This window comes from Modestobacter sp. KNN46-3, from assembly GCF_011039295.1.
The window spans coordinates 1-24,238 of the sequence record NZ_JAAKGN010000066.1; the positions used below are offsets into that span (position 1 = coordinate 1).

Below are 24,238 nucleotides of genomic sequence, written 5' to 3' on the forward strand. Positions count from 1 at the left end.
CAGCGCCGTCACGGCCGGCTCACCACCGCACGACCGGCGGTCAGCCCGGCGGCCACCGCCAGCACGCCCCCGACGACCGAGACCAGCACGTAGCCGCCGGCGAGGGCGACGGCGCCGTCCTCGACCAGCCGTACGGTCTCGACCGCGAAGGTGGAGAACGTCGTGTACCCACCGAGCACCCCGGTGGCCAGGAACGGCCGGAGCCACGGGGAGTCCGGGTGCCGGGCCAGCAGGAGGGCGAGCAGGGCGCCGATCAGCGCACACCCGGTGAGGTTGACCAGCAGCGTGGCCCACGGCCAGCCCCCGACGGGGGAGGGGAACGCCTCGGCCACACCCCAGCGGGCCAGCGCACCGAGCACCCCGCCGAGGGCGGCGGCGACGTAGCCGATCAGCGGCTCGCCCCGCGCGTCTCGGGGAACAGCAGGTCGACGAAGCGGGCCACGGTCGGCTGCGGCTCGTGGTTGGCCAGCCCGGGCCGCTCGTTGGCCTCGATGAACACGTGCTCGGGGCCCGCGACGTCCGGGACCATGAAGTCCAGCCCGGTCACCGGGATGCCGATGGCCCGGCTGGCCCGCACGGCCGCCGCCGCGATGTCGGGGTGCAGTCGGTCGGTGACGTCGTCGATCGTGCCGCCGGTGTGCAGGTTCGCCGTCCGCCGCACCCGCAGCCGCTCGCCCCGGGGCAGGACGTCGTCCAGGGTGTGCCCGGCGTCGGCCACGACCTCCGCGGTGGCGTCGTCCAGCGGGATGCTCGACTCCCCGCCGGTGGCCCGCTGCCGGCGGCGGCTGGTCTCCCGGACCAGCGCGGCCACGTCCTGCCGGCCGTCGCCGACCACCTCGGCCGGCCGGCGGAGCGCGGCCGCGACCACCCGGTGGTCGATCACCACGACCCGCAGGTCGTCGCCGGCGACGAGCTCCTCGACCAGGACGTCGGGGCAGTGCTGCACGGCCAGCGCGAGGGCCCGCTCCAGCGCCGGCTCGTCGCGGACGCCCACGGTGATGCCCTTGCCCTGCTCGCCGCGCGCGGGCTTGACCACCACGGCGCCGCAGTCGGCCAGCAGCTGCCGGGCGCCCGCGTCCGCGCCGTCGGCCACCACGGCCCCGCGGGGCACCCGGACGCCGGCCCGGTCCATGATCCGGCGGGTCACCCGCTTGTCGTCGCACCGGCTCATCGCCACCGCGGAGGTGAACTCCGACAGCGACTCCCGGGTCAGCACCGATCGCCCGCCCAGCGCCAGCCGCAGCTCGCCGAACTCGGCGTCGGTGACCTCCACCCGGATCCCGCGGCGCAGCGCCTCGTCGGCGATGACACGCGCGTAGGGGTTGAGCTCGTTCAGCCCGAGCGGGGGAGCGGCGAACAACGGGGTGTTGATCGGGTTCTTGCGCTTGACGCAGACCGCGGAGATCCGGGAGAAGCCCAGCTTCCGGTACAGCGCGATCGCCGCGCGGTTGTCGTGCATGACCGAGAGGTCCAGGTGCGCCCGGCCCCGCGCCGCGTAGCGCTCGGCCAGCACCCGCACCAGCGCCTCACCGGCGCCGGCCGGGGCGTCCTGCGCGTCGACGGCCAGGCACCACAGGCTGGCCCCACCGTCGGGGTCGCCGAACGCCAGCTGGTGGTCGACGCCGGTGACCGTGCCGATCACCTGCCCGGTGCGCGTGTCCTCGGCGACCAGGTAGGTGAAGGTGCGGGTGCGGTGGTTACGCCACATCGTGGCGGCGTCCCCGATGACCATGCCTGCGCGGGAGTACAGCTCGTTGATCCGCTCCATCTCGGCCGCGGAGGTCACGGTGCGCACGAAGACGCCGCGGATGACCTCTTCCCGGGGCCGGTAGCGGTGCAGCGGCAGCCGGTAGACGAAGGAGGGGTCGATGAACAGCTCGTCCGGGGCCATCCCGACGAGCACCTGCGGGTCCCAGGGGTAGACGCAGATGTCCCGCCGCCCGGACTCCTCGGCCCGCAGCGCGGCGAGCACGCCGGAGAGGTCGTCGAAGGTCTGGCCGAACACCAGCCGGCCCCAGCCCATGTCCAGGACGACGTCGTCCTGCATGCCCGCGCGCTCGTGCGCTGTGGGCCGTTGCCAGGACCGGCTGCTGAACGCCGTGCCGACCTCACGACGGGTGCGGTGGCCGGCCAACCTCCGGGGTGCGCTGGTCACCGGTCCACCGTAGGCGACCGACGTTTCCGCACTGGTTCCACGTGGAACCGCCGCTCGGTCGCCTCAGCCGTGGTACAGCGCAACCGGCTTGCCGTCGATCTCGCGGACGTCGACGGGGGTGTCGTAGACGGCGGCGAGCACGTCGGGGCGCATGACCTCGCGCGCGGGGGCGTCGGCCATCACGATGCCGTTCCGCATGGCGACGATGCGATCGGCGTAGGTGGCGGCGAAGTTGATGTCGTGCAGCACGACGACCACCCGCTTGCCGAGCTCGTCGGCCATCCGACGGATCAGCCGCATGATCTCGGCCATGTGCCGCAGGTCGAGGTTGTTCAGTGGCTCGTCGAGCAGGACGTACTCGGTGTCCTGCGCGAGCACCATCGCGACGAAGGCGCGCTGGCGCTGCCCGCCGGAGAGCTCGTCGAGGAACCGGTTCCGGTAGGGGCCGAGGTCGAGGTAGCCGATCGCGTCCTCGATGTGCTCGCGATCGTGCAGCGTGAGCCGCCCCCGCGAGTGCGGGAAGCGGCCGAACTCCACGAGGTCGTGCACGGTCAGCCGCGCCGCGACGTGGTTGTCCTGGCGCAGCACCGCCAGGACCTTGGCGAGCTCGCCGGACGGCGTCGACGCGACGTCCATCCCGTCCACGGTGATCCGGCCCGCATCCGGCTGGAGCAGGCGGCCCACGAGGCCGAAGAGGGTCGACTTCCCGGCACCGTTGGGGCCGATCAGCGCCGTGACGCCCTCGCCGCCGAAGGTGATGGACACGTCGTCGACCACTGCCTGGCGGCCGTAGCGCTTGGTGACGTTCTCGAGCGCGATCACCGCGCCCCCTTCCGCAGGACGAGGTACAGGAAGAACAGGCCACCGGCGAAGTCGATGACCGTGGACAGGGTGCCGCCGAAGCCGAACAGCCGCTCGAGGACCAGCTGGCCGCCCAGCAGGCAGGTCATGCCGATGAGCACGGCGGCGGGCAGCGTCCACACGTGGCGGAACGACCCCGCGTAGGAGTAGGCGAGGTTGGCGACGATGAGGCCGAAGAAGAGGATCGGCCCCACCAGGGCCGTCGAGGCGGCGATCATCACCGAGACGCCGACGAAGAGGACCATCACCACCCGCTTGTGGTCCACCCCCAGGCCGACGGCGGCCGGCTCGCCCAGCGTGAGGACGTCGAGGGTGCGCAGCAGCGGCGCGACGAGGGCGCAGCCGAGCACGACGAGGCCGGCGGTGAGCGCCAGGAGGGTCTCGTCGGGCCGGGTGAGGGAGGCGAACATCGCATCGGACAGCACCTGGAAGTCCAGCGGGTCGAGCATGCGCTGCATCCACTCGGTGACGCTGCGGAAGAACGTGCCCAGGACGATCCCGACCAGCAGCATGAGGTGGATCGAGCGCCGCTTGCCCCCGAACAGCCAGGTGAACAGCAGCACGCTGAACCCGACCATCACCACGACCTGGATCAGCCACAGCGCGAACTGGTCGAACGCCAGGAACGCCGCTGACCCGGAGAAGAAGACGATGACGGTGGAGATCAGCACGTAGAACGCGTCGAACCCCATGATCGAGGGGGTGAGGATGCGGTTCTGGGTGATGGTGTGGAACACCACCGTGGAGACGCCGACCGCCGTCGCGACGACGAGCATCGCGATCACCGTGAGGCCGCGGACCCTCAGCGCGAAGGCGAGCGACCCGGGGACGTCGGTGAAGAGGTAGCCGGCGGTCAGCGCCAGGACGACCGCGCCGAGCACGGTGAGCCGGGACCGCGGGCTCGCCCAGGAGGCGGCGAGCCGGGAACGGTGCAGGCCCGCGCTCGGCAGCGCACCGGACTCGGTGGACATGGGGTCAGTGAGCACGGCTCCGCCTCCGCAGCAGCAGCCAGAGGAACAGCGCCGCACCGACGATGCCGACGATGACCGACAGCGGGATCTCGTAGGGGAAGCGCACGACGCGGGCGATCAGGTCGCAGGCGAGGACGAACACGGCCCCGAGGCCCGCGACCCACGGGATCGCCCGGCGCACGTTGTCCCCGATGATCAGGCTGATGATGTTGGGGACGACGAGCCCCAGGAACGGGATCATGCCCGCCGTGACGAGGACCGCGGCCGTGATCACCGCGATGACCACCATGCCGACCGCGACGACCCGCCGGTGGTCCAGCCCGAGGTTGGTGGCGAACTCCTCACCGAGGCCGACCACGCTGAACCGGTCGGCCGCGAACCAGGCGATCCCGACCATGAGCCCGGCGATCCAGAGGAACTCGTAGCGGCCCTGCATGACCGTGGCGAAACTGCCTTGCGACCACTGCCCGAGGGACTGCAGGAGGTCGAGGCGGTAGGCGGAGAACGTCGTGACGGCGCCGACGACGCCGCCGAGCATGATGCCGACCAGCGGGACGAGCACCAGCTGGCGCACCGGCACGAAGCGCACCACCCGCAGGAACACCCAGGTGCCGAAGAGGCCGAAGACCGCGGCCACGCCCATCTTCCCGACGACGGCCAGGCCGGGCAGGAAGACCATCGTGACGAGCATGCCGAGCGTCGCGAACTCGCTGACGCCCGTGGTGCCCGGCTCCACGAACTTGTTGCGCACCAGCATCTGCATGATCAGGCCGGCGATGCCCAGCGAGGCACCGACCAGGACCGCCGCGAGCGTGCGCGGGATCCGGCTGGCGACCAGCAGGAAGGCGGCATCCCCGCCCGCGCCGCCGCGGGAGAGCGAGCCCGGGGTCACGTCGGAGACGCCGACGAACAGGCCGGTGAGCGCCAGGGCGACGAGGAGGACGCCGATGAGCACCCCCACCCAGGTGCGGCGCGGCCGCGCCGGGACGGAGGTGCTCCTCGGGGTGGTGTCGAGCGCTGTCAACGGGGGCCGGCAGCTGGCTCGATCGAGGCCGACACGGTCAGTCGGCGATCTTCAGGACGTCGTCGATCATGATCTGGGCGGTCTCGATGCCGCCGAACACGACGTACCAGGCCGTCGGGTCCAGGTAGTGGACCTGGTCCTCCTTGAAGGCCGTCGTCTGCTGGACGATCTCGTTGTCGAGCACCTGGGCGGCCGCCTGGGCGCCCTCGGCGCTGGTGGCGGCGTCCCGGTCGACGACCCAGAGGTGGTCGGGGTCCGTCTCGAGCAGGAACTCGAAGGAGACCGGCTCGCCGTGCGTGGCCGCCTCGATGTCCTCCACCACGGGCTCCACGCCGAAGGTGTCGTAGATCAGGCCGCCGCGCGCGCCGCGCCCGCTCGCGTCCTCCCCGGCGGGGGCCATCGCGCTGAGCCGGCCCCCCGAGACCATCAGCCCCAGGCCCGTACCGGCCGCTGCGGTGACCTGCTGGGCCTCCGCGATGCCCGCCTCGATCTCGGCGACCGCGGCGGCCGCCTCGTCCTCGGCGCCGAGGACCTCGCCCAGGAAGGTCGTGTTGCGCTCCAGGGTGTCGGTGAAGGACCCGCGCATGCCCAGGTCGACGGTCGGCGCGATCTCGCTCAGGTCGTCGTACAACGCCGAGGACCGGCCTCCGATCACGATGAGGTCGGGCTGCTGGGCCTCGATCTCGACGAGGTCGGCCTCGTACAGCGTGCCGGCGTCGAAGGCGTCGTCGGCCAGGCTGTCCTGCAGGTACTCGGGCACGAAGTCGAGCGGCGCGCCCGCGACCTCGCCGCCCAGCGCACCGATGGTGTCCAGGCTGGCCATGTCGAAGACGACGATCTTCTCGGGGTCCACCGGGACCTCGACCGTCGTCTCCTCGAGCTGAGGCTCCTCCTCCTCCGCGGCGGTGTTCCGGTCCCAGGTGAAGGTGACGGTCTCGGCCTCCGCGGCGGCGGTCTCGGTCGCGACGTCGTCCGCACAGGCGGCGAGGGCGAGCAGGGCCGAGAGGGACAGGGCGGCGCCGGCCAGCGGCCAGGGCTTTGTGCGCATGCAGGACTCCAGGGTCAGGCGTTCGAGAAGGTGAGGCTTGCCTTATTTAGGCGTGCCTAAATATGCAGCCGCTCGCTCGGATGTCACCGTCCCGTGACCCTTTCGTGACCCCATCGGTCGCATCTCCCACTCAGTGGGAACCGGCGCGCGGGTTGCGCACCCCGGGTGCGGGGCAGGAGGGGGCCATGCAGACACGCATGCTCCGCGACCTCACCGTCTCCGCCCAGGGCCTGGGCTGCATGGGGATGAGCGAGTTCTACGGCACCGGCGACCAGGCCGAGGCCGAGCGCACCGTCCGGCGGGCCCTCGACCTCGGCGTCACGTTCCTCGACACCGCCGACATGTACGGCCCCTTCACCAACGAACGGCTCGTCGGCCAGGCCATCGCCGGCCGCCGCGACGAGGTGGTGCTGGCCACCAAGTTCGGCAACGAGCGCGGCGAGGACGGTTCCTTCATCCGGATCAACGGCCGCGCCGAGTACGTGCACCGGGCCTGCGACGCCTCCCTGCAGCGGCTGGGCGTCGACGTCATCGACCTCTACTACCAGCACCGGGTCGACACCACGGTGCCGATCGAGGAGACCTGGGGCGCGCTCGCGGAGCTGGTGGAGGCGGGGAAGATCCGGCACGCCGGCATCTCCGAGGCCGCGCCCGACACCATCCGCCGGGCGCACGCCGTCCTCCCGGTCACGGCGTTGCAGACCGAGTACTCGCTGTGGACGCGCGACCCGGAGGAGGACGGCGTGCTGGCCACCTGCGCGGACCTGGGCATCGGCTTCGTCGCCTACTCGCCGATCGGCCGCGGGTTCCTCTCCGGGCAGATCCGCAGCGTCGACGACCTCGAGCCCGACGACTTCCGCCGGCGCAACCCCCGCTTCCAGGGCGAGGCCTTCGCCCGGAACCTCGAGCTCGTCGACCGGGTCCGCGAGCTCGCGGCGGCCAAGGGCGTCAGCGCCACCCAGCTCGCCCTCGCCTGGGTGATGGCCCGGTCCGGCCGCGACGGCGCCCCGACGGTCGTGCCGATCCCCGGCACCAAGCGGGTCCGGTACCTGGAGGAGAACGCCGCCGCCGCCGACGTCGTCCTCACCGACGACGACCTGCGGGCACTGGACGAGGCCGCACCGGCCGGGGCCGCGGCCGGCGACCGGTACCCGGACATGTCCACCCTGCACCGCTGATCCGGCCGCCGGGCAGGATGGGCCCGTGCCACCCACCCCGACCGCCTGCCGCCGGTGAGCACCCCGCTCGTCGTCGCCGCGACCGTCGTCGCCGTCGTGCTGGCCGCCCTCGGTGGGCTGAGCACGGCGCTGCGCCGCCGGATCGGCACCGCGCACCTGGCCGGGACGGCGTTGCTGGAGCTCCTGCTGCTGGTGCAGCTCGGCGTGGCGGTGGCCGCGCTCGCCCGCGGTGACCGGCCCGAGGACCTGCCGACCTTCCTCGCCTACCTGGTCAGCGTCGTGCTGCTGCCGGTGGCCGGTGTGCTGTGGGCCCGCTCGGAACCCACCCGCTGGGCCGGCACCGTGCTCGGTGTCGCCACCCTGGCCGTCGCCGTGATGCTGTGGCGGCTGTTGGACCTCTGGGAAGTCACCGGTGGCTGACGAGCGTGGGGCGACCGGCGGCGGCGCGCTGGGCCGGCCGGCCCGAGAGGCGACGAGCGCCGCCCCGGGGACGACCCGCGGCCCCGGGCGGGTGCTGGTGGCGCTCTACGGGGTGTTCGCACTCGCCGCGGGCGCCCGGGCGGCGGTGCAGCTGTCGACCCAGTTCGACGAGGCGCCGCTCGCCTACCTGCTGTCGGCCGTCGCCGCGGTGGTCTACGTGATCGCCACGATCGGGCTGGCCCGCGGTGGCCGCGGCGGCCGGCGCACCGCCGTGGTGTCCTGCTCGATCGAACTCGCCGGCGTGCTGGTGGTCGGCACGCTGTCGCTGTTGGACCCAGCGGCCTTCCCGGACGCCACCGTCTGGTCCGGCTACGGGCAGGGCTACGGGTACGTGCCCCTGCTGCTCCCGGTGCTCGGGCTGCTGTGGCTGCGCCACCAGTCCCGGCTCGCCCAGGCCCAGGGTGACGGGCCCGACCGCACCGGGTGACCCGTGCGGGGGACGTCCTCCCGCCCCAGCAGCGCTCTGTGGTGCGCAATCGAAGTCCCTCTCGTAACATCGCGCAGTGCCGTCCGACAGGCGACCGGTCCAGGTCCCCCGCGAAGCCGCCGCTGCCCTGGCCGACGTCCTGCCCAGCGCCCCCGACCAGCCCGAGCAGACCCGCCAGCAGGCGTCCGTCGTCGGGGCAGCCGAGGCAGCGGTCTCCGGGACGGACAGCCAGCGCAGCGCTCAGGCAGCGCTGCCCGGGGTGCTCTCCGACGTCCCGGTCGCCGTGCTGGTCATCGACCAGACCGACGGCACCGTCACGTACGCCAACGCCGCAGCCATCGACCTCGCCGGCAGCGTGCGCCTGCCGGTCGCCATCGACACCTGGGGTGCCTCCGCGGGGCTCACCGACCTCTCCGGTGCACCACTGGCGAAGAGCAGCGGCCCGCTGTCCGACGTCGCCGCCGGACGGTTGGTCGCCGGTGAGGCCGTCCGGCTCAGCCCCCGGGACAGCTCGAACACCCAGCGCGCCGCCGGCGCCGGCGACGACGCCCACCAGGTGCTGTGGGTGAGCGGCTTCCCGCTGTCCCGGAACGACAGCGAGCAGCGGCTGTCGCTGGTGGTCTTCCTCGAGCTCGACGAGCCCGGCGACGACACGGACCCCGAGACGCAGCTGCAGGCACTGCGGGAACGCGCGGTCGTCGCCACCGACATCGCCTTCACCATCACCGACCCGCGGCAGGAGGACGACCCACTGGTGTGGGTCAACCCCTCGTTCACCCGGATGAGCGGGTACGGCTACGAGGAGAGCGTCGGCCGCAACTGCCGCTTCCTGCAGGGCCCGGCCACCGAGCAGAAGGCGGTCGACGACCTGCGTCAGGCGCTGGCCGACGAGCAGCCGATCACCACCACGCTGCTGAACTACCGCAAGGACGGCACGGCCTTCTGGAACCAGGTCTCGATCACGCCGGTGTTCGACGGTGAGGGGTCGCTGGTCAGCTTCGTGGGCGTGCAGACCGACGTCACCGAGCGGGTCCGGGTCGAGGACGACCGCCGGGCAGCGTTCGCCGCCGAGCGGGCCGCCCGGCAGGACGCCGAGGAGGCGCACGCCTCCGCCGACGCCGCCCGGGTCGAGGCCGTGCAGGCACAGAGCCGGCTGGCGCTGATGGCCGAGGCCACCAGCACGCTCAGCGCGACCTTGGACATGGACGACCTGCTCGAGCGGCTGGCCTCCCTCTGCGTCCCACTGCTCGCCGACTGGGTGTTCGTCACCCTGGTGGACGAGCACGGCTCGGTCTCCGGCACCTCGGCCGCCCACCGGCGGGGGATGACCGAGGAGCTGCGCCGCTTCGCCGCCTTGCGCATCGCCGACCTGCCCGACGCCGCACCCATCCGGCGGGTGCTCCGGTCCAGCGAGCCGGTCCTGGTCCCGGAGATCACCGACGAGATCCTGCTCGCAGCCGCCCCCGACCCGGCGCTGCGTGAGGTGATGGCCGAGCTGGGCACCTCGTCCCAGCTCACCGTGCCGCTGGTCGCCCGCCGCCGCACGCTCGGGGCGCTCACCCTGGTGGCCGAGAGCCAGGACCGGCGGTTCGCAGCCGACGACGTCGACCTGGCCCGCGACCTCTCCCGCCGGGCCGCCATGGCGATGGACAACGTCCGCCTGTACCAGCAGGAGCACACCGTCGCCGAGACGCTGCAGCGCTCGCTGCTGCCCCAGCTGCCGGAGATCCCCGGCGTCACGGCGGCGGCCCACTACCTCAGCGCCTCGAGCTCCGCCGACGTCGGCGGCGACTTCTACGACCTGCTCCACCTGCCCGACGACAGCGTCGGTCTGGCCGTCGGGGACGTGGTCGGGCACGACGTCGCGGCAGCCGCGGCGATGGGGCATCTGCGCGGCCTGCTGCGGGCCTGCGCCTGGGACGCCGGCGACGGCGACCCCGGGGAGATCCTCGGCCGGGTCGACCGACTGGTCCAGGGCCTGCACGTGGCCCCGATGGCGACGATGGTCTACGGCCGCGCCGAGCGGCCCAGCGCCGACGGGGAGCCCTGGCGCCTGCAGCTGGCCAACGCCGGGCACCCGCCGCTCCTGCTGCGCCACGCCGACGGCACGGTCGAGATGCTGGACGGGGTCACCGGGATGCTGATCGGTGTCGACATGACGCACCGGCGGCAGTCCCGGGCGGTGGAGATCCCGACCGGGGCGACGCTGGTCGCCTACACCGACGGGCTGATCGAACGGCCCGGCCAGGACATGGACCAGGGGATCGCTGCACTGGTCCAGCGACTCCGCGACGCCCCGGTCGACGACCCGGCAGCGCTGTGCCTGCACGCCGTCGGCGGCGACCCCGACCGCCGCGACGACGTCGCGGTGCTCGCCCTGCGGTTCGGCTAGCTCTCCTCGGGGCCCAGCCGCGCCTGCTGGAGGCCGTAGGCGCCGCGGTGGAACAGCAGCGGCGTGCGGGAGGCGTCGGCGCCGAGGTCGAGCACCCGCGCGACGACGATGGTGTGGTCGCCGCCGTCGTACTCGGCCCACAGCTCGCTGTCGATCCAGGCGACGACGTCGGCGAGCACGGGGGAGCCGTGCGGGCTGGGCGCCCACTGCACGCCCGCGTACTTGTCGGCGCCGGAGCGGGCGAACTGCCGGGACAGGCCGCTCTGCTCGTCGGCGAGCACGTTGACGCAGAACCGGCCGGCCTCGCGCAGCAACGGCCAGGTGCGGGACGTGCGGGCCGGGGCGAAGGCGACCAGCGGCGGATCCAGGGACAGCGAGCTGAACGACTGGCAGGTGAAGCCCACCGGGCCGTCGGCGGCCATCGCCGTCACCACGGTGACGCCGGAGACGAAGTGCCCGAGCACGTCCCGCATCACCGAGGGGTCGACCACTGCCGGGGGGACGTCCGCTCCTGGGTTCACGCCGTCGATCCCATCACGCGCGACCCGGTGGGGCACCGTGCGACCGGTCACCCACCGCTGACCACCGCGCCGCGGGGCGCGTTGCGCCCACCGGCCCGGTACAGGGAGCTGGGCAGCTGATGACCGACGGCCCGCTCGGTGACCGCGGCCGCAGCCAGGACGGCGTCCAGGTCGATGCCGGTCGCCACGTCGGCGTCGGCCAGCCAGTAGACGAGCTCCTCGGTGGCGATGTTCCCGCTGGCGCCCGGCGCGAACGGGCACCCGCCCAGGCCGCCGACCGAGGAGTCGAGCTGGGTGACGCCGGCCTGCAGGGCCGCCAGCGCGTTGGCCTGGCCGGTGCCGCGGGTGTCGTGGAAGTGCACGCCCAGCGGCACGCCCGGGCAGGCCCGGCGGACCTCGTCCAGCAGCCGCACGACGCGCGCCGGGGTGGTCGTCCCGATGGTGTCGCCCAGGCACAGCTGGTCGGCGCCGGCGGTGACCGCGGCCCGGGTGACGTCGACGGTGCGGGCCACCGGCGTCCGCCCGTCGAACGGGCAGTCCCAGGCTGTGGCGACGATGACCTCCAGGGAGCCGCCGGCGCCGTGGGCGAGCTCGGCGATCTGCCCCACCGCGGCGACCGCCTCGGCGGTCGAGCGGCCGGCGTTGGCGCGGCTGTGCGAGTCGGCGGCGGAGACCACGTACTCCAGGTGCGCGATGCCCGCGTCGACCGCCCGGACCGCGCCCCGCGGGTTGGCCACCAGGGCGGAGAAGTGCACGCCGTCGAAGCGGTGCAGCTCGGCGGCGACCTGGTCGGCGTCGGCCAGGGCGGGCACCGCCTTCGGCGAGACGAAGGAGGTCACCTCGATCCGCCGGACGCCGGTGGCCACCAGCGACTCCAGCATGGCCAGCTTCTCGGCCAGGGGGACCGGGTCCTCCAGCTGCAGCCCGTCCCGCATCCCGACCTCACGGATGTGGACCGCCGTCGGCAGCACCAGGTCGAACTCGTTCACGCCAGGCCTCCTCGCCGTCGACCCCCATCCTGCCCCCGGGTCCCGGTTCCACGTGGAACCGGGACCCGGGTGTGCTCAGCTGCCCACCGGCTCCGGGATGCGCTCGGCCTCCACGGTCCGGCCGAGCTTGGCGCCCTCGACGTCCAGGTCGGGCAGCAGCCGGTCCAGCCAGCGCGGCAGCCACCAGGCCGAGCGGCCCAGCAGCGCCAGCACGGCGGGCACCAGCGTCATCCGGACGACGAACGCGTCCACCAGCACGCCGACCGCCAGCCCGAAGGCGATCGCCTTGACGGTCACGTCCTCGATGGTCACGAAGCTGCCGAACACCGAGAACATGATCAGTGCCGCCGCGACCACCACCCGGGACGCGTGCCGCATGCCGGCGACGACCGCGGCCTGCGGGGCCGCCCCGTGCACGAACTCCTCGCGCATCCGGGAGACGAGGAAGACCTCGTAGTCCATGGCCAGGCCGAAGAGGACCGCCATCAGCAGGATCGGCATGAAGCTGATGACCGGCCCGGTGGCCGGGACCCCGAAGACGTCCATCAGCCAGCCCCACTGGAACACCGCGACGACGGCGCCGAACGAGGCACCGACCGACAGCAGGAAGCCCAGCGCGGCCTTGATCGGCACCAGGACCGAGCGGAAGACCAGCAGCAGCAGGACCAGCGCCAGCCCCACGACGACCAGGGTGAACGGCAGCAGCGCGTCGCCCAGCCGGTCGGAGACGTCGATGGCGACGGCGGTCTGCCCGGTCACCGTCACGTCGGCGCCGGTGTCGGCCGCCAGGTCGTCCGCGAGGTCGCGCAGCTCGGCGACGAGTGCGGTCGTCGCCTCGTCCTGCGGGCCGCTCTCCGGCACGACCTGGACGATCGCGGCGGTGCCGTCGGCGAGCACCTGGGGCGCGGCGAAGGCGACGTCGTCCAGGCCGCCGGTGAACTCCCCGGGCTGCCCGGTCGGCGTGCCGCCGATCGCGGCGGCGGCCTGGCCGGCCGCCTGCTCGGCGGTGGCCGGCTCCAGCCCGTCGAGGAAGACGATGAGCGGGCCGTTGGCCCCGGGGCCGAAGAACTCGCTGACCGCGTCGTAGGCCTGCCGGGTGGTGCTCTCCTCCGCGGCGGTGCTGGCGTCGGGCAGGGCCAGCCGCAGCTGCAGCGCGGGGATCGCGACCACCAGCAGACCGACGACCGTGACCAGCACGGTGAGCAGCGGCCGGCGGGTGACGAAGGCGCCCCAGCGGGCACCCCCGGTACGGGCCGGCACCCCCTCGTGCTCGGCGAGCGCGCGTTCGCGGCGGGCGGCGCGGGACCCCGGCCTGGGCACCAGTCGGGAGCCGGCGAAGCCCAGCAGCGCGGGCAGCAGGGTGAGCGCGACCAGGACGGCGACCAGCACGGTCCCGGCGGCGCCCAGGCCCATCACGGTGAGGAAGGGGATGCCGACGACGGCGAGCCCGGAGAGCGCGATGATCACGGTCAGGCCGGCGAAGACGACGGCGGACCCGGCCGTGCCGGCGGCCCGCCCCGCGGACTCCTCGGGGTCCATGCCGGCGGCCAGCTGGGAGCGGTGCCGGGACAGGATGAACAGCGTGTAGTCGATGCCGACCGCCAGGCCGATCATCAGCGCCAGCGTCGGGGCGGTCGAGGAGAGCGTGATGAGCCCGGACGTCGCCAGCAGCCCGGTGAGCCCGATGCCCACGCCGACCAGCGCGGTCAGCAGGTTCATGCCGGCGGCGAGCAGCGAGCCGAATGTGATCACGAGGACCAGGACGGCGACCACGACGCCGATGAGCTCCAGCGGACCGACGGTGACCGCCCCGGTGTTGAAGGCGGCACCGCCGACCTCGACCTCCAGGCCTGCGTCGGTGGCCGCGGTGGTGGCCGCCTGCAGGTCCTCCAGGGCGGTCTCGCCGAGTTCGGGGCCCTGCACCGAGTACTGCACCGGCGCCAGGGCTGCGCGCCCGTCCGGGCTGATCGACTGGGTGGAGAAGGGGTCCTGCACCCCGGCGACCTGGTCGACCTGGCCGGCCGCGGCCACGGTCTCCGCGATGGCGGCGGCGTACTGCGGGTCGGCCACCGTGGCGCCCTCGGGAGCGATGAACACCAGCTGCGCGCCGACCCCGGCGGCTGCGGGGGAGACCTCGTCGAGCCGGTCCAGCGCCGCCTGGGACTCCGAGCCGGGGATGGTGAACTCGTCGTCGAACTCCCCGCCGATGGTGAGGAAGAGCGTCACGACGAGGCCGAGGACCGCGAGCCAGGCCACGGAGAACAGCCCGCGGCGGCGGTAGGCCGCGCGGCCGATCCGGTAGAGCAGGGTGGACATCGGTTCTCCTGGTTTCAGCCGGTCAGGGGGTGGTCGAGGGGGGCGACACCGCGCCGCGGACGAGGGAGAGCAGGGCGGTGCGGCGCAGGGGCTCGAGGTCGCCCTGCGCGGTGAGCGACATGACCGTGAGCCCGCTGAGCAACGCGGTGGCCGCCCCGATGAGGTCGGCAGCCGGCAGGGTGAAGGTCAGTCCCGCCTCGGCGGCCATCCGGTCGACGAGGTCGGCGAGCCGGCTGCCGAGCTGGTCGTCGTGCCGGCGCAGCACCTCGGCGGCCTCGGGGTTCCGGGCGGCGTGCAGCGTGTACTCGGTGACCACCAGGGCCCAGGTGCGGTCGCAACGGAAGGCACCCAGCACCCGGTCGACCGCAGCGGCGAGGGGATCCGGCTCGTCGGCGAGGCCGGTGAGGAGCTCGGCGACCCGGGCGAGGTCGCGCTCGACCTCGCGGGTCATCAACGCCTCGAACAGCTCGTCCTTGGTCTTGAAGCTGGAGTAGAAGGCGCCGCGGGTGAACCCACCGCGGCTGCAGATGTCCTCGACGCTGGCCGCGGCGAAGCCCTGCTCGGCGAAGGTCTGCAGGGCGGCGTCCAGCAGCCGCTCGACGGTCGCCTCACGACGGCGCTTGGGCCGCTGCAGGTCGACGTCGGTCACGATGCAGGACTGTATTGGATACAGCCGTGCATCGACATGCGAACTGCGTCACCCCGGCCGGGCCGGCCGGGCCTCCTACCTGACCCTGTGGGGACCTACCCGGCGGTCTGCCACCCGGTAGGTCCCCCTGGGATCAGGTCACCTGATCCCGGCGGGGCTCAGCCCAGGGCGCGGCCGACGGCGACGGCGCGGGTGTCCGGTGCGGCGACCCGGGCGGCGTCGGCCTCCTGGTCGTCGGCAGCCTCCTGCGAGCGGCGTTCGGCCTCCACGCGGGCGGTGTAGCTCTCCACCTCGCTGGCGATCCGCTCGTCGTCCCAGCCCAGCACCCCGGCCACCGCCCGGGCGACCGGCGCGGCGGAGTCGACCCCGCGGTGCGGGGTCTCGATGGAGATCCGGGTGCGCCGGGCCAGCAGGTCGTCCAGGTGCAGCGCGGCCTCGTGCGCGGCCGACCACACCATCTCCACCATCAGGTACTCCTCGGCGCCGGGCACCGGCTCGAGCAGCTCGGGGGCGTCGGCGGCCAGGTCGAGCACCTCGGGGGTGAGCGACCCGAACCGGTTGAGCAGGTGCTCGGCGCGGAAGCGCGGGATGCCCCACCGGTCGGACAGCCCGTCGAGGGAGTTGACCATCGCCGCGTAGCCCTCGGCGCCGACCAGCGGGATGTTCTCGGTGACGCTCGGCGGGACCCGGCGGGTGACGTCCTCGGCCACGGCGTCCACCGCGTCGGCGGCCATCGGCCGGTAGGTCGTGTACTTGCCGCCGGCGACGGCGATGACGCCGGGCATCGGCCGGGCGACCGCGTGCTCCCGGGAGAGCTGGCTGGTCGACTCCTGCTCACCGGACAGCAGCGGGCGCAGCCCGGCGTAGACGCCGGTGATGTCGGCGTGCGTGATCGGGACCGACAGCACCTCGTTGACGTGCTCGAGGATGTAGTCGATGTCGGCCTTGCTGGCGGCCGGGTGGGCCTTGTCCAGCTCCCAGTCGGTGTCGGTCGTCCCGATGATCCAGTGGCTGCCCCACGGGATGACGAACAGCACCGACTTCTCGGTGCGCAGGATCAGGCCGGCCTCGCCGTTGATCCGGTCGCGCGGGACGACGATGTGCACGCCCTTGCTGGCGCGCACGTGGAACCGGCCGCGGCCGCCGACCAAGGTCTGGACGTCGTCGGTCCACACCCCGGTGGCGTTGACGACCACCTCGCTGCAGACGTCGACCTCGCGCCCGGTCTCGACGTCGCGCACCTTCGCCCCGACCACCCGGCCGCCGGCGTGCTCGAAGGAGACGACCTCGGCGGAGTTGAGCACGGTGGCCCCGTAGGCCGCGGCGGTGCGGGCCACGGTCAGGGTGTGCCTCGCGTCATCGGCCTGGGCGTCGTAGTACCGGATGGCGCCGACCAGGGACTCCGGCTTCAGGGCGGGGAACAGCCGCCGGGCACCGGTGCGGGTCAGCTGCTTGTGGGCCGGCATCGGGTCCGACAGCGACCCGAGGCGGGCCAGCCCGTCGTAGAGGGTGATCCCGGCGGTGACGTAGGGCCGCTCCCAGTGGCGGGTCAGCGGGTAGAGGAAGGGCACCGGCTTGACCAGGTGCGGGGCGATCCGGTTGACCGAGAGGTCGCGCTCGTGCAGCGCCTCCCGGACGAGCCCGAAGTCGAACTGCTCGAGGTAGCGCAGCCCGCCGTGGAACAGCTTCGAGGAGCGCGAGGAGGTACCGCTGGCGAAGTCGCGGGCCTCGACCAGCGCCGTCTTGAGACCGCGGGTGGCCGCGTCCAGGGCGACGCCGGCGCCGGTCACGCCGCCGCCGATCACCAGGACCTCGAAGTCACCGGCCGCGAGGTCGGCCCACGCCTGGGCGCGCTGCTCGGGGCCGAGTGGGCGGACTGCCGTCATTGCGATCTCCTCGGTACGGGCCATCGCCGGCGACGGCGCACGATGCACCCACGGTAGGTCGGTCCGTGACGGACCGTCGACGGCCACTGTCTGACATGGTCGGACAACTCACGTGCGCTGGATCACCACCCGCGCCCGCGATGGCCTAGCGTCGGGCGCCGTGCCGGGCACCGTGCAGTCCATCGAGCGGGCAGCGGCGATCCTGCGCGTGGTGGCCGGCTCCGGCGGCACGCTGGGCGTCACCGACATCGCCGCGGCGGTCGGGCTGGCCAAGACGACCGCGCACAGCCTGCTCCGCACCCTGCTGCACGTCGGCTTCGTGGCGCAGGACCCGGCCACCGGCCGCTACGCACTGGGCCCCGGGCTGCTCCGGCTGGGCACGCCCCTGGACGTCAACGAGCTGCGCGCCCGCTCCTCGAACTGGGCCGACGCCCTGGCCTCCCGCAGCGGGCAGGCGGTGCGGCTGGCCACCCTCGCCGGCACGGAGGTCGTCGTCGTCCACCACGTCTTCCGCCCTGACGACTCCGCCCAGGTGCTCGAGGTCGGCACCGCCCTCCCCGCGCGCAGCACGGCACTGGGCAAGGTGCTCCTGGCGTACGGGGCCACCCACCCGCCCGAGCTGGCCGACGTGCGCGCCCATGGCTGGGCGGCGGAGCGGGGCGAGCAGGAGCCGGGCGTGGGCGCGATCGCCGCCCCCGTCCGCGACGCGGGTGGCCTGGTGGTCGCCGCGCTGGGCGTCAGCGGGGCGCTGACCTCGCTGTTCGACGCCCGCGGCGTACCCCGCAGCCTGCTGCTGGCCATGGTGGTGGACGCCGCCCACGCGGTGTCCCGCGAGCTGGGGCACGGCGGTGGCTGACCGCTACGTGCTGGCCGTCGACCAGGGGACGACGTCGACGCGGTCGCTGGTGTTCGACCGGGGCGGCCGGATGGTCGCCGTCCGCCAGCGCGAGCACCACCAGTACTTCCCCCGCCCCGGCTGGGTCGAGCACGACCCGATGGAGATCTGGGCGAACACCCAGCGGACCGCCGCGCAGGTGCTCGGCGACATGCCCGACGCCGGGGACGTCGTGGCACTGGGCATCGCCAACCAGCGGGAGACCACCGTGGTCTGGGACCGGGTCACCGGCCGGCCGGTGACCCGGGCGCTGGTCTGGCAGGACACCCGCACCGCCGACCTGGTGACGGAGCTGGCCGCCCGGCCCGACGCCGGCCTGGTGGCCCAGCGCAGCGGGATGGCGATCGCCGGCTACTTCTCCGGCCCGCGGTTGCGCTGGATCCTCGACCACGTGCCCCGCGCCCGGGAGCGCGCCGAACGCGGCGAGCTGCTGTTCGGCACCATGGAGACCTGGCTGATCTGGAACCTCACCGGCGGGCCGGACGGCGGCGTCCACGTCACCGACGTGACGAACGCGAGCCGCACCCTGCTGATGGACGTGCGCAGCTGCCGGTGGGACCCCGACCTGCTCGCCTTCTTCGACATCCCGGCGGAGATGCTGCCGGAGATCCGCCCGTCGGTCGGCGTCCTGGGCACGGCCACCGCGCTGAACCGGGCGCTGCCGATCGCCGGGGCACTGGGCGACCAGCAGGCGGCGCTGTTCGGCCAGGCCTGCTTCGCCCCCGGCGAGGCCAAGTGCACCTACGGCACGGGCAGCTTCCTGCTGCAGAACACCGGCACCGAGCTGGTGCGCACCCGCTCCGGGTCGATCAGCACGGTGGCCTACCAGCTGGCCGGGGAGCCGGTCCGGTACGCGCTGGAGGGTTCGGTCGCCGTCGCCGGTGCACTGGTGCAGTGGCTGCGGGACGGGCTGGGCCTCATCAGCTCGGCCGCGGAGGTGGAGACCCTCGCCCGCACGGTCGGCGACAACGGCGGCTGCTACGTCGTCCCGGCGTTCTCCGGGCTGCTGGCCCCGCACTGGCGGGGGGAGGCCCGCGGCCTGGTCGCCGGGCTCACCTCCTACGTCACCAAGGGGCACCTGGCCCGCGCGGTGCTGGAGGCCACCGGCTGGCAGACCCGTGACGTGGTGCAGGCGATGGCCGCCGACTCCGGCCTGTCGTTGCCGGCCCTGCGGGTGGACGGCGGGATGACCACCAACAACCTGCTCATGCAGTTCGTGGCCGACGCGCTGGACACCCCGGTCGTGCGGCCGATGGTGGGGGAGACGGTCTCCCTCGGGGCCGCCTACGCCGCCGGCCTGGCCGTCGGGGTGTGGTCCGACGTCGAGGCGCTGCGCCGGAACTGGCACCGGTCGGCGCAGTGGACGCCGACGCCGGAGCGGGCGCGGGCACTGACCGCGGAGTACCCCCGCTGGGAGCGGGCGGTGGAGCTGAGCATCGCCTGGGGAGCCCCCTGACGTCGTCGTCCGACCATGTCGCACCAGCACTGTTGTCCAGCTCACAGCCCGCCTCCTACGGTCCTCGCACGACGGGACGCGTGGTGACCATCGCCACACCCCCGTCCTCGATCAGCACGGCCCGCGACGTCGCGGGCCCGTCGTGAGGAGCGCCTACTCGTGGACACCGTCGGTCTGTGGACCGTCTTCGGCAGTGAAGTACTCGGCACCGGGATCCTGCTGCTGCTCGGCGTCGGCGTGGTCGCCAACGTCGTCTTGCCCAAGACCCTCGGCAACGGCAGCGGCTGGATCGTCATCATCTTCGGCTGGGGGCTCGCCGTCTTCGCCGGCGTCTTCGCCGGGGCGACCTCCGGGGCGCACATCAACCCGGCCGTCACCGTCGGCCTGCTGGTCAGCGGGACCGAGGAGTACGCCCCCGGCGTCGAGGTCAGCGTCGCCAGCACGCTGGTGTACTTCGCCGGGCAACTGGTCGGCGCCTTCATCGGGGCGGTCCTGGCCTACCTGGCCTACTACGGGCACTACAACGACCCGGACGCCGCCGGCACCCAGCTGGGCACCTTCGCCACCGGCCCGGCCACCGGCACCGTCAAGGACAACGTGATGACCGAGGTGCTCGGCACGTTCGTGCTGGTCTACATCATCCTGCGGTTCGGGGACACGCCCACCCAGCTCGGCCCGCTGGCCGTTGCCCTGCTGGTCGTCGGCATCGGCGCCTCGCTCGGTGGCCCGACCGGCTACGCCATCAACCCCGCCCGTGACCTGGGACCCCGCCTCGCCCACGCCGTCCTGCCCATCCGCGGCAAGGGCGGCAGCAACTGGGGCTACGCCTGGGTGCCGATCGTCGGCCCGCTCATCGGCGCCGTCCTCGCCGGCGCGCTCTCCCACGTCAACCTCTGAACCGACCCCCTCCAGGAGGAACCCCATGGCCCAGTACGTAGCCGCGATCGACCAGGGCACCACCAGCACCCGGTGCATGATCTTCGACCACGACGGCGCCGTCGTGTCCGTCGGCCAGAAGGAGCACGAGCAGATCTTCCCGCGCGCCGGGTGGGTCGAGCACGACGCGATGGAGATCTGGCGCAACACCCGCGAGGTGGTCGGCCAGGCGCTGGCCCGCAGCGACGCCGGCACCTCCGACATCGTCGCCGTCGGGATCACCAACCAGCGGGAGACCGCGGTGGTCTGGGACCGGAGCACCGGCCAGCCGGTCTACAACGCGATCGTCTGGCAGGACACCCGCACCACGAAGATCATCGAGGAGCTCGGCGCGCTGGGCGGCGGCGCCGACCGCTACAAGGACAAGGTCGGCCTGCCGCTGGCCACCTACTTCGCCGGCCCCAAGGTCCGCTGGATCCTGGACAACGTCGACGGCGCCCGGGAGAAGGCCGAGCGCGGCGACCTGCTCATGGGGACCATCGACTCCTGGCTGATCTGGAACATGACCGGCGGGGCCGACGGCGGGCTCCACCTCACCGACGTCTCCAACGCCTCCCGCACCATGCTGATGGACTACCGGAAGCTCGCCTGGGACGCCGACATCGCCGAGGAGATGGGCATCCCCATGTCCATGCTCCCGGAGATCCGCTCCAACTCCGAGGAGTACGGCAAGGGCCGCAAGGCCGGCTTCCTGGCCGGGGTCCCGATCGCCGGCTCGCTCGGTGACCAGCAGGCGGCCACCTTCGGCCAGGTCTGCTTCACCAAGGGCATGGCCAAGAACACCTACGGCACCGGCAACTTCATGCTGCTCAACACCGGCGAGGAGGCCGTCCCGTCGGAGAACGGGCTGCTCACCACGCTGTGCTACCAGCTCGGGGACGCCAAGCCGGTGTACGCGCTGGAGGGGTCGATCGCCGTCACCGGCTCGCTGGTGCAGTGGGTCCGGGACAACCTGGGCATGATCAAGAACGCCCCGGAGATCGAGGACCTGGCCCGCTCGGTCGACGACAACGGCGGCGCCTACTTCGTCCCCGCGTTCTCCGGGCTCTTCGCCCCGCACTGGCGCTCCGACGCCCGCGGCGCGGTCGTCGGGCTGACCCGCTTCGTCAACAAGGGGCACCTGGCGCGCGCCGTCCTGGAGGCGACCGCCTACCAGACCCGCGAGGTGCTGGACGCGATGAACGCCGACTCCGGGGTCGACCTCACCGAGCTCCGGGTGGACGGCGGGATGGTCGGCAACGAGCTGCTCATGCAGTTCCAGGCCGACCTGCTCGGCGTCCCGGTGATCCGGCCGAAGATCGCCGAGACGACGGCACTGGGCGCGGCCTACGCGGCCGGCCTCGCCGTCGGCTTCTGGTCCGACCTCGACGAGCTCACCGCCAAGTGGGCCGAGGACAAGCGCTGGGACCCGCAGATGGCCACCGACGAGCGGGAGCGGTTCTACCGCAACTGGCAGAAGGCGGTCACGAAGTCGCTGGACTGGGTGGACGAGGACGTCAGCTGACGCCTCCTCGTCGCGCACCGCAGGCCCGTCGGAGTCCGCTCCGGCGGGCCTGCCGTGCGTCCGGGCGCACCCAGCCGGGTGACTAGCTTGTGCGCCTTACTAGTCAGTCGTACTGTCTAGCGCGTGTCAGCAGAACGGTGGCCCGGGGAGTGGATGCGCGGCGTCCTGTCGTTGTGCGTGCTCCGCGTCGTCGCCGACGGCCCGACCTACGGCTACGCCATCGCCGCCCGGCTCGCCGAGGCCGGGCTCGGCCCGGTGAAGGGCGGCACGCTCTACCCGATCCTGACCCGCCTGGAGACCGAGGGCCTGGTGTCCTCGTCCTGGGAGGCCGGCGACGGGGGCCCGGGCCGCAAGTTCTTCACCCTCACCGACGCCGGCGAGCAGTTCCTCCGCGAGCGGACCGAGCTCTGGCACGTCTTCACCGAGCGGGCCGCCGGCCTGCTGGCCCCCCTGCCCGCTGCGAGGAGCACGCCATGAAGAGCACCGACCAGGCCTGGAGCGACGACCTGCTGCTGGCGCTGCGGTTGCGCGAGGTCCCGGGCACCCGGATCGGCGAGGTCCTCGCCGAGGTGCAGAGCCACGTCGCCGAGACCGGGGAGGACCCGCGCCAGGCGTTCGGCGACCCGAAGCAGTACGCCGACGAGGTGGCCGAGGCGCTCGGTCTGCAGCGGGGCCGCGGCTGGCGCCACCTGCTGAGCGGTCTGTCGTGGGCGCACCTCGTCGTCACCGTGGTCATCGGCGTCGCCAGCTTCCTGCTCGCCGACAGCCTGTGGGGGCTCGGCGCGGGGGACGACGCGGCCTTCGGCGTCCCGTCCGGGCTGATGGCGGCCGGCGCCGTCGTCGTCCTGGCCGCCTGCGCCGCCTGGATCGCCGCCGCGAGCCGGCGCGAGCCCGACGACACCGTGCGCGACCCGCGCACCGGCGAGGACATGGCCCGCCTCGGGCGGTGGCAGCTCGCCGTCCTGATCGGCGCCCCGGTGCTGGCCCTCACCCTGATGCTCTTCGGCGGCCTCCTCACCCGCTGACCTCCCATCCGACAGAAATGGCCATTTCTGTCGGATGCGTCAGGCCGCCAGGGCAGCGCGTACCCGACGGACCACGCCGTCCAGGTCGCGGAGGTCGGTCGAGGTGAGCCGGATGATGCGCCATCCCGCCGCGACCAGGGCCGCGTAGCGCTCGTCGTCCCGCACGATCTGTTCGGCTTCGAAGTGGTGGGCACCGTCGTACTCCACCGCCAGCTTCGCCTCCGGCCAGCCGAGATCCACCTTGCCGACGAACGTGCCACGGTGAGTGATGACGAGCTGGGGCACCGGTGCGAGGCCGGCGAGCACCAAGGCGACCCGGACCTTCGACTCCGGTGCCGAGTCGGCGCGCCGGTCGACGAGCGGCACCGCTCTCCGCACACGGCTGACACCCCACCGACAGGCTCCGGCCGTCGCCATCTCGGCCAACTGCCGTTCCGTGATCGCGCCCGACCGCACCATCGCGTCGAGAGCGGCAACGGCCGTGCCGAGTGGCTCCAGGGCGGCGACGTCCCACGCCGTTCGTCGTGCTGTGGTCACCGGGACGCCGTCGACGCGCTCGACGTCCGACGCCGACAGAGGGCCCCGGTGGACACGGACCTGGCGCGGCCCCTTCCACTCGACCTCCGCAGGACGTACCACCGTCACCGGGTCCTGGGGCCCGGCGAAGGGGGCGCCGTACCAGGCCGCGGCCGAGTACCCACCGATGGCCGCCCCTGCTGGCAGCAGCAGTGCCACTCCGCGGCAGCGGAGCTGGTGGTCGACAGCCAGTGCGGGGTCGGCGTAGACGCCCTGGACCAGCCGGCGGTACCCCTTCGTCCGCAGCTCGCGCTCGGTCAAGTGGCCCTGGGCCACGGCATGGCTGCCGATGAAGACGCCGGTCAGACGGTTCAGACGACTGGACACCGGGTGAGGGTGGCCCCGTCGCCGACACTCACGCGTGCGTCGTCCACAACCCCCGCGACAGAAATGGCCATTTCTGTCGCGGCGGGGGTCAGGGGGTGAGGGCGGCGGAGACGACGGCCTTGGCCTCCTCCTGGACCTGGGCGAGGTGCTCGGGCCCGCGGAAGGACTCGGCGTAGACCTTGTAGACGTCCTCGGTGCCGGACGGGCGGGCGGCGAACCAGGCGTTCTCCGTGGTGACCTTCAGGCCACCGATCGCGGCGTCGTTGCCCGGGGCCTTCGTGAGCTTGGCGGTGATCGGCTCGCCGGCCAGCTCGGTGGCGGTGACGGCGTCGGGGGAGAGCTTGCCGAGCGCGGCCTTCTCCTCCCGGGTCGCCGCGGCGTCGACCCGCGCGTAGGCCGACTCGCCGAACCGTTGCGTCAGTGACGCATGCAGCTCCGAGGGTGAGTTCCCGGTCACGGCCTGGATCTCCGAGGCCAACAGGGCGAGCAGGAGGCCGTCCTTGTCCGTGGTCCACACCCCGCCGTCGCGGCGGAGGAACGACGCCCCGGCCGACTCCTCGCCACCGAACCCGACCGACCCGTCGAGCAGCCCGGGCACGAACCACTTGAAGCCGACCGGCAC

The 24,238-nt window shown here is 73.3% G+C and carries 22 protein-coding genes and 1 pseudogene; 10 read left to right on the plus strand and 13 right to left on the minus strand.

Features of this window, described 5'->3' with window-relative positions; all coding sequences use genetic code 11:
* Window positions 1-8: 8 nt before the first annotated feature.
* The 6 genes from crcB to G5C62_RS14785 all read right to left on the minus strand — a co-directional run bounded on the left by crcB (window position 9) and on the right by G5C62_RS14785 (window position 6,059).
* A complete protein-coding gene (gene crcB / locus G5C62_RS14760; RefSeq protein ID WP_346774123.1) occupies window positions 9-392 on the minus strand; it encodes a fluoride efflux transporter CrcB in 384 nt (127 codons plus the stop codon).
* Window positions 389-2,155 (minus strand): N-acetylglutaminylglutamine synthetase, encoded by a 1,767-nt coding sequence (gene ngg / locus G5C62_RS14765; protein ID WP_241175908.1) that lies wholly within the window; start codon window positions 2,153-2,155, stop codon window positions 389-391. Before ngg ends, crcB begins: the two co-directional genes overlap by 4 nt.
* Before the next feature lie 63 nt (window positions 2,156-2,218).
* Window positions 2,219-2,977: an ABC transporter ATP-binding protein gene (locus tag G5C62_RS14770; RefSeq protein WP_164701588.1), complete on the minus strand. Its 759-nt coding sequence runs from the start codon at window positions 2,975-2,977 to the stop codon at window positions 2,219-2,221.
* Window positions 2,974-3,987 carry an iron chelate uptake ABC transporter family permease subunit gene (locus G5C62_RS14775; RefSeq protein WP_164701589.1) on the minus strand — a complete coding sequence of 338 codons (1,014 nt, stop codon included), beginning with the start codon at window positions 3,985-3,987 and terminating at the stop codon, window positions 2,974-2,976. The genes G5C62_RS14770 and G5C62_RS14775 overlap by 4 nt, the downstream gene beginning before the upstream one ends.
* A 4-nt stretch (window positions 3,988-3,991) precedes the next feature.
* The gene (locus G5C62_RS14780) at window positions 3,992-5,011 is read right to left on the minus strand and encodes an ABC transporter permease (RefSeq protein ID WP_206330654.1); all 1,020 of its coding nucleotides are present in this window, start codon (window positions 5,009-5,011) and stop codon (window positions 3,992-3,994) included.
* Between the two features lie 37 nt (window positions 5,012-5,048).
* On the minus strand, window positions 5,049-6,059 hold the full coding sequence (locus G5C62_RS14785) for a siderophore ABC transporter substrate-binding protein (RefSeq protein ID WP_206330655.1): 1,011 nt from the start codon (window positions 6,057-6,059) through the stop codon (window positions 5,049-5,051).
* A 185-nt stretch (window positions 6,060-6,244) separates the two neighbouring features.
* Here G5C62_RS14785 and G5C62_RS14790 point away from each other — a divergent pair, with 185 nt between their 5' ends.
* The 4 genes from G5C62_RS14790 (at window position 6,245) to G5C62_RS14805 (ending at window position 10,536) form a co-directional block, all read left to right on the plus strand.
* Window positions 6,245-7,237: an aldo/keto reductase gene (locus G5C62_RS14790; protein WP_036334144.1), complete on the plus strand. Its 993-nt coding sequence runs from the start codon at window positions 6,245-6,247 to the stop codon at window positions 7,235-7,237.
* A gap of 54 nt (window positions 7,238-7,291) precedes the next feature.
* On the plus strand, window positions 7,292-7,657 hold the full coding sequence (locus G5C62_RS14795; RefSeq protein WP_164701590.1) for a hypothetical protein: 366 nt from the start codon (window positions 7,292-7,294) through the stop codon (window positions 7,655-7,657).
* On the plus strand, window positions 7,650-8,144 hold the full coding sequence (locus tag G5C62_RS14800) for a hypothetical protein (protein WP_231558009.1): 495 nt from the start codon (window positions 7,650-7,652) through the stop codon (window positions 8,142-8,144). The genes G5C62_RS14795 and G5C62_RS14800 overlap by 8 nt, the downstream gene beginning before the upstream one ends.
* Before the next feature lie 76 nt (window positions 8,145-8,220).
* Entirely contained in the window at window positions 8,221-10,536 is a 2,316-nt protein-coding gene (locus G5C62_RS14805; RefSeq protein ID WP_164701591.1) for a GAF domain-containing SpoIIE family protein phosphatase, read from the plus strand.
* Here G5C62_RS14805 and G5C62_RS14810 read toward each other — a convergent pair.
* The 5 genes from G5C62_RS14810 to G5C62_RS14830 all read right to left on the minus strand — a co-directional run bounded on the left by G5C62_RS14810 (window position 10,533) and on the right by G5C62_RS14830 (window position 16,897).
* Window positions 10,533-11,057 (minus strand): flavin reductase family protein, encoded by a 525-nt coding sequence (locus G5C62_RS14810; RefSeq protein ID WP_231557938.1) that lies wholly within the window; start codon window positions 11,055-11,057, stop codon window positions 10,533-10,535. The two genes, G5C62_RS14805 and G5C62_RS14810, sit on opposite strands and share 4 nt — an antisense overlap.
* Window positions 11,058-11,104: 47 nt before the next feature.
* Complete coding sequence (locus tag G5C62_RS14815; RefSeq protein WP_206330656.1) at window positions 11,105-12,046, minus strand: hydroxymethylglutaryl-CoA lyase; 942 nt, start codon at window positions 12,044-12,046, stop codon at window positions 11,105-11,107.
* A gap of 75 nt (window positions 12,047-12,121) precedes the next feature.
* On the minus strand, window positions 12,122-14,362 hold the full coding sequence (locus G5C62_RS14820; protein ID WP_164701592.1) for an MMPL family transporter: 2,241 nt from the start codon (window positions 14,360-14,362) through the stop codon (window positions 12,122-12,124).
* 22 nt (window positions 14,363-14,384) lie between these two features.
* Complete coding sequence (locus G5C62_RS14825) at window positions 14,385-15,011, minus strand: TetR/AcrR family transcriptional regulator (RefSeq protein ID WP_052090525.1); 627 nt, start codon at window positions 15,009-15,011, stop codon at window positions 14,385-14,387.
* Window positions 15,012-15,169: 158 nt separating this feature from the next.
* A complete protein-coding gene (locus G5C62_RS14830; protein WP_164701593.1) occupies window positions 15,170-16,897 on the minus strand; it encodes a glycerol-3-phosphate dehydrogenase/oxidase in 1,728 nt (575 codons plus the stop codon).
* A gap of 160 nt (window positions 16,898-17,057) precedes the next feature.
* Between G5C62_RS14830 and G5C62_RS14835 the strand changes: the two genes are divergently transcribed.
* The 6 genes from G5C62_RS14835 to G5C62_RS14860 all read left to right on the plus strand — a co-directional run bounded on the left by G5C62_RS14835 (window position 17,058) and on the right by G5C62_RS14860 (window position 22,713).
* On the plus strand, window positions 17,058-17,753 hold the full coding sequence (locus G5C62_RS14835; protein WP_164701594.1) for an IclR family transcriptional regulator: 696 nt from the start codon (window positions 17,058-17,060) through the stop codon (window positions 17,751-17,753).
* Window positions 17,746-19,248, plus strand: a complete 1,503-nt coding sequence (glpK, locus tag G5C62_RS14840) for a glycerol kinase GlpK (protein ID WP_164701595.1) — start codon at window positions 17,746-17,748, stop codon at window positions 19,246-19,248. The genes G5C62_RS14835 and glpK (G5C62_RS14840) overlap by 8 nt, the downstream gene beginning before the upstream one ends.
* 159 nt (window positions 19,249-19,407) lie before the next feature.
* Entirely contained in the window at window positions 19,408-20,145 is a 738-nt protein-coding gene (locus G5C62_RS14845; protein ID WP_241175909.1) for an MIP/aquaporin family protein, read from the plus strand.
* Window positions 20,146-20,170: 25 nt separating this feature from the next.
* Window positions 20,171-21,688: a glycerol kinase GlpK gene (gene glpK, locus G5C62_RS14850; RefSeq protein WP_164701596.1), complete on the plus strand. Its 1,518-nt coding sequence runs from the start codon at window positions 20,171-20,173 to the stop codon at window positions 21,686-21,688.
* A gap of 123 nt (window positions 21,689-21,811) precedes the next feature.
* On the plus strand, window positions 21,812-22,165 hold the full coding sequence (locus G5C62_RS14855; protein WP_206330657.1) for a PadR family transcriptional regulator: 354 nt from the start codon (window positions 21,812-21,814) through the stop codon (window positions 22,163-22,165).
* Window positions 22,162-22,713, plus strand: coding sequence for an HAAS signaling domain-containing protein (locus G5C62_RS14860; protein ID WP_164701597.1), 552 nt, complete (start codon window positions 22,162-22,164; stop codon window positions 22,711-22,713). The genes G5C62_RS14855 and G5C62_RS14860 overlap by 4 nt, the downstream gene beginning before the upstream one ends.
* 39 nt (window positions 22,714-22,752) lie before the next feature.
* Here the strand turns inward: G5C62_RS14860 and G5C62_RS14865 are convergent, their stop codons facing one another.
* Both G5C62_RS14865 and G5C62_RS14870 read right to left on the minus strand, forming a co-directional pair.
* Window positions 22,753-23,616, minus strand: coding sequence for a DUF559 domain-containing protein (locus G5C62_RS14865; protein ID WP_164701598.1), 864 nt, complete (start codon window positions 23,614-23,616; stop codon window positions 22,753-22,755).
* Between the two features lie 88 nt (window positions 23,617-23,704).
* Window positions 23,705-24,238, minus strand: a pseudogene (locus G5C62_RS14870) (phosphoglucomutase, alpha-D-glucose phosphate-specific); the annotation flags it as partial.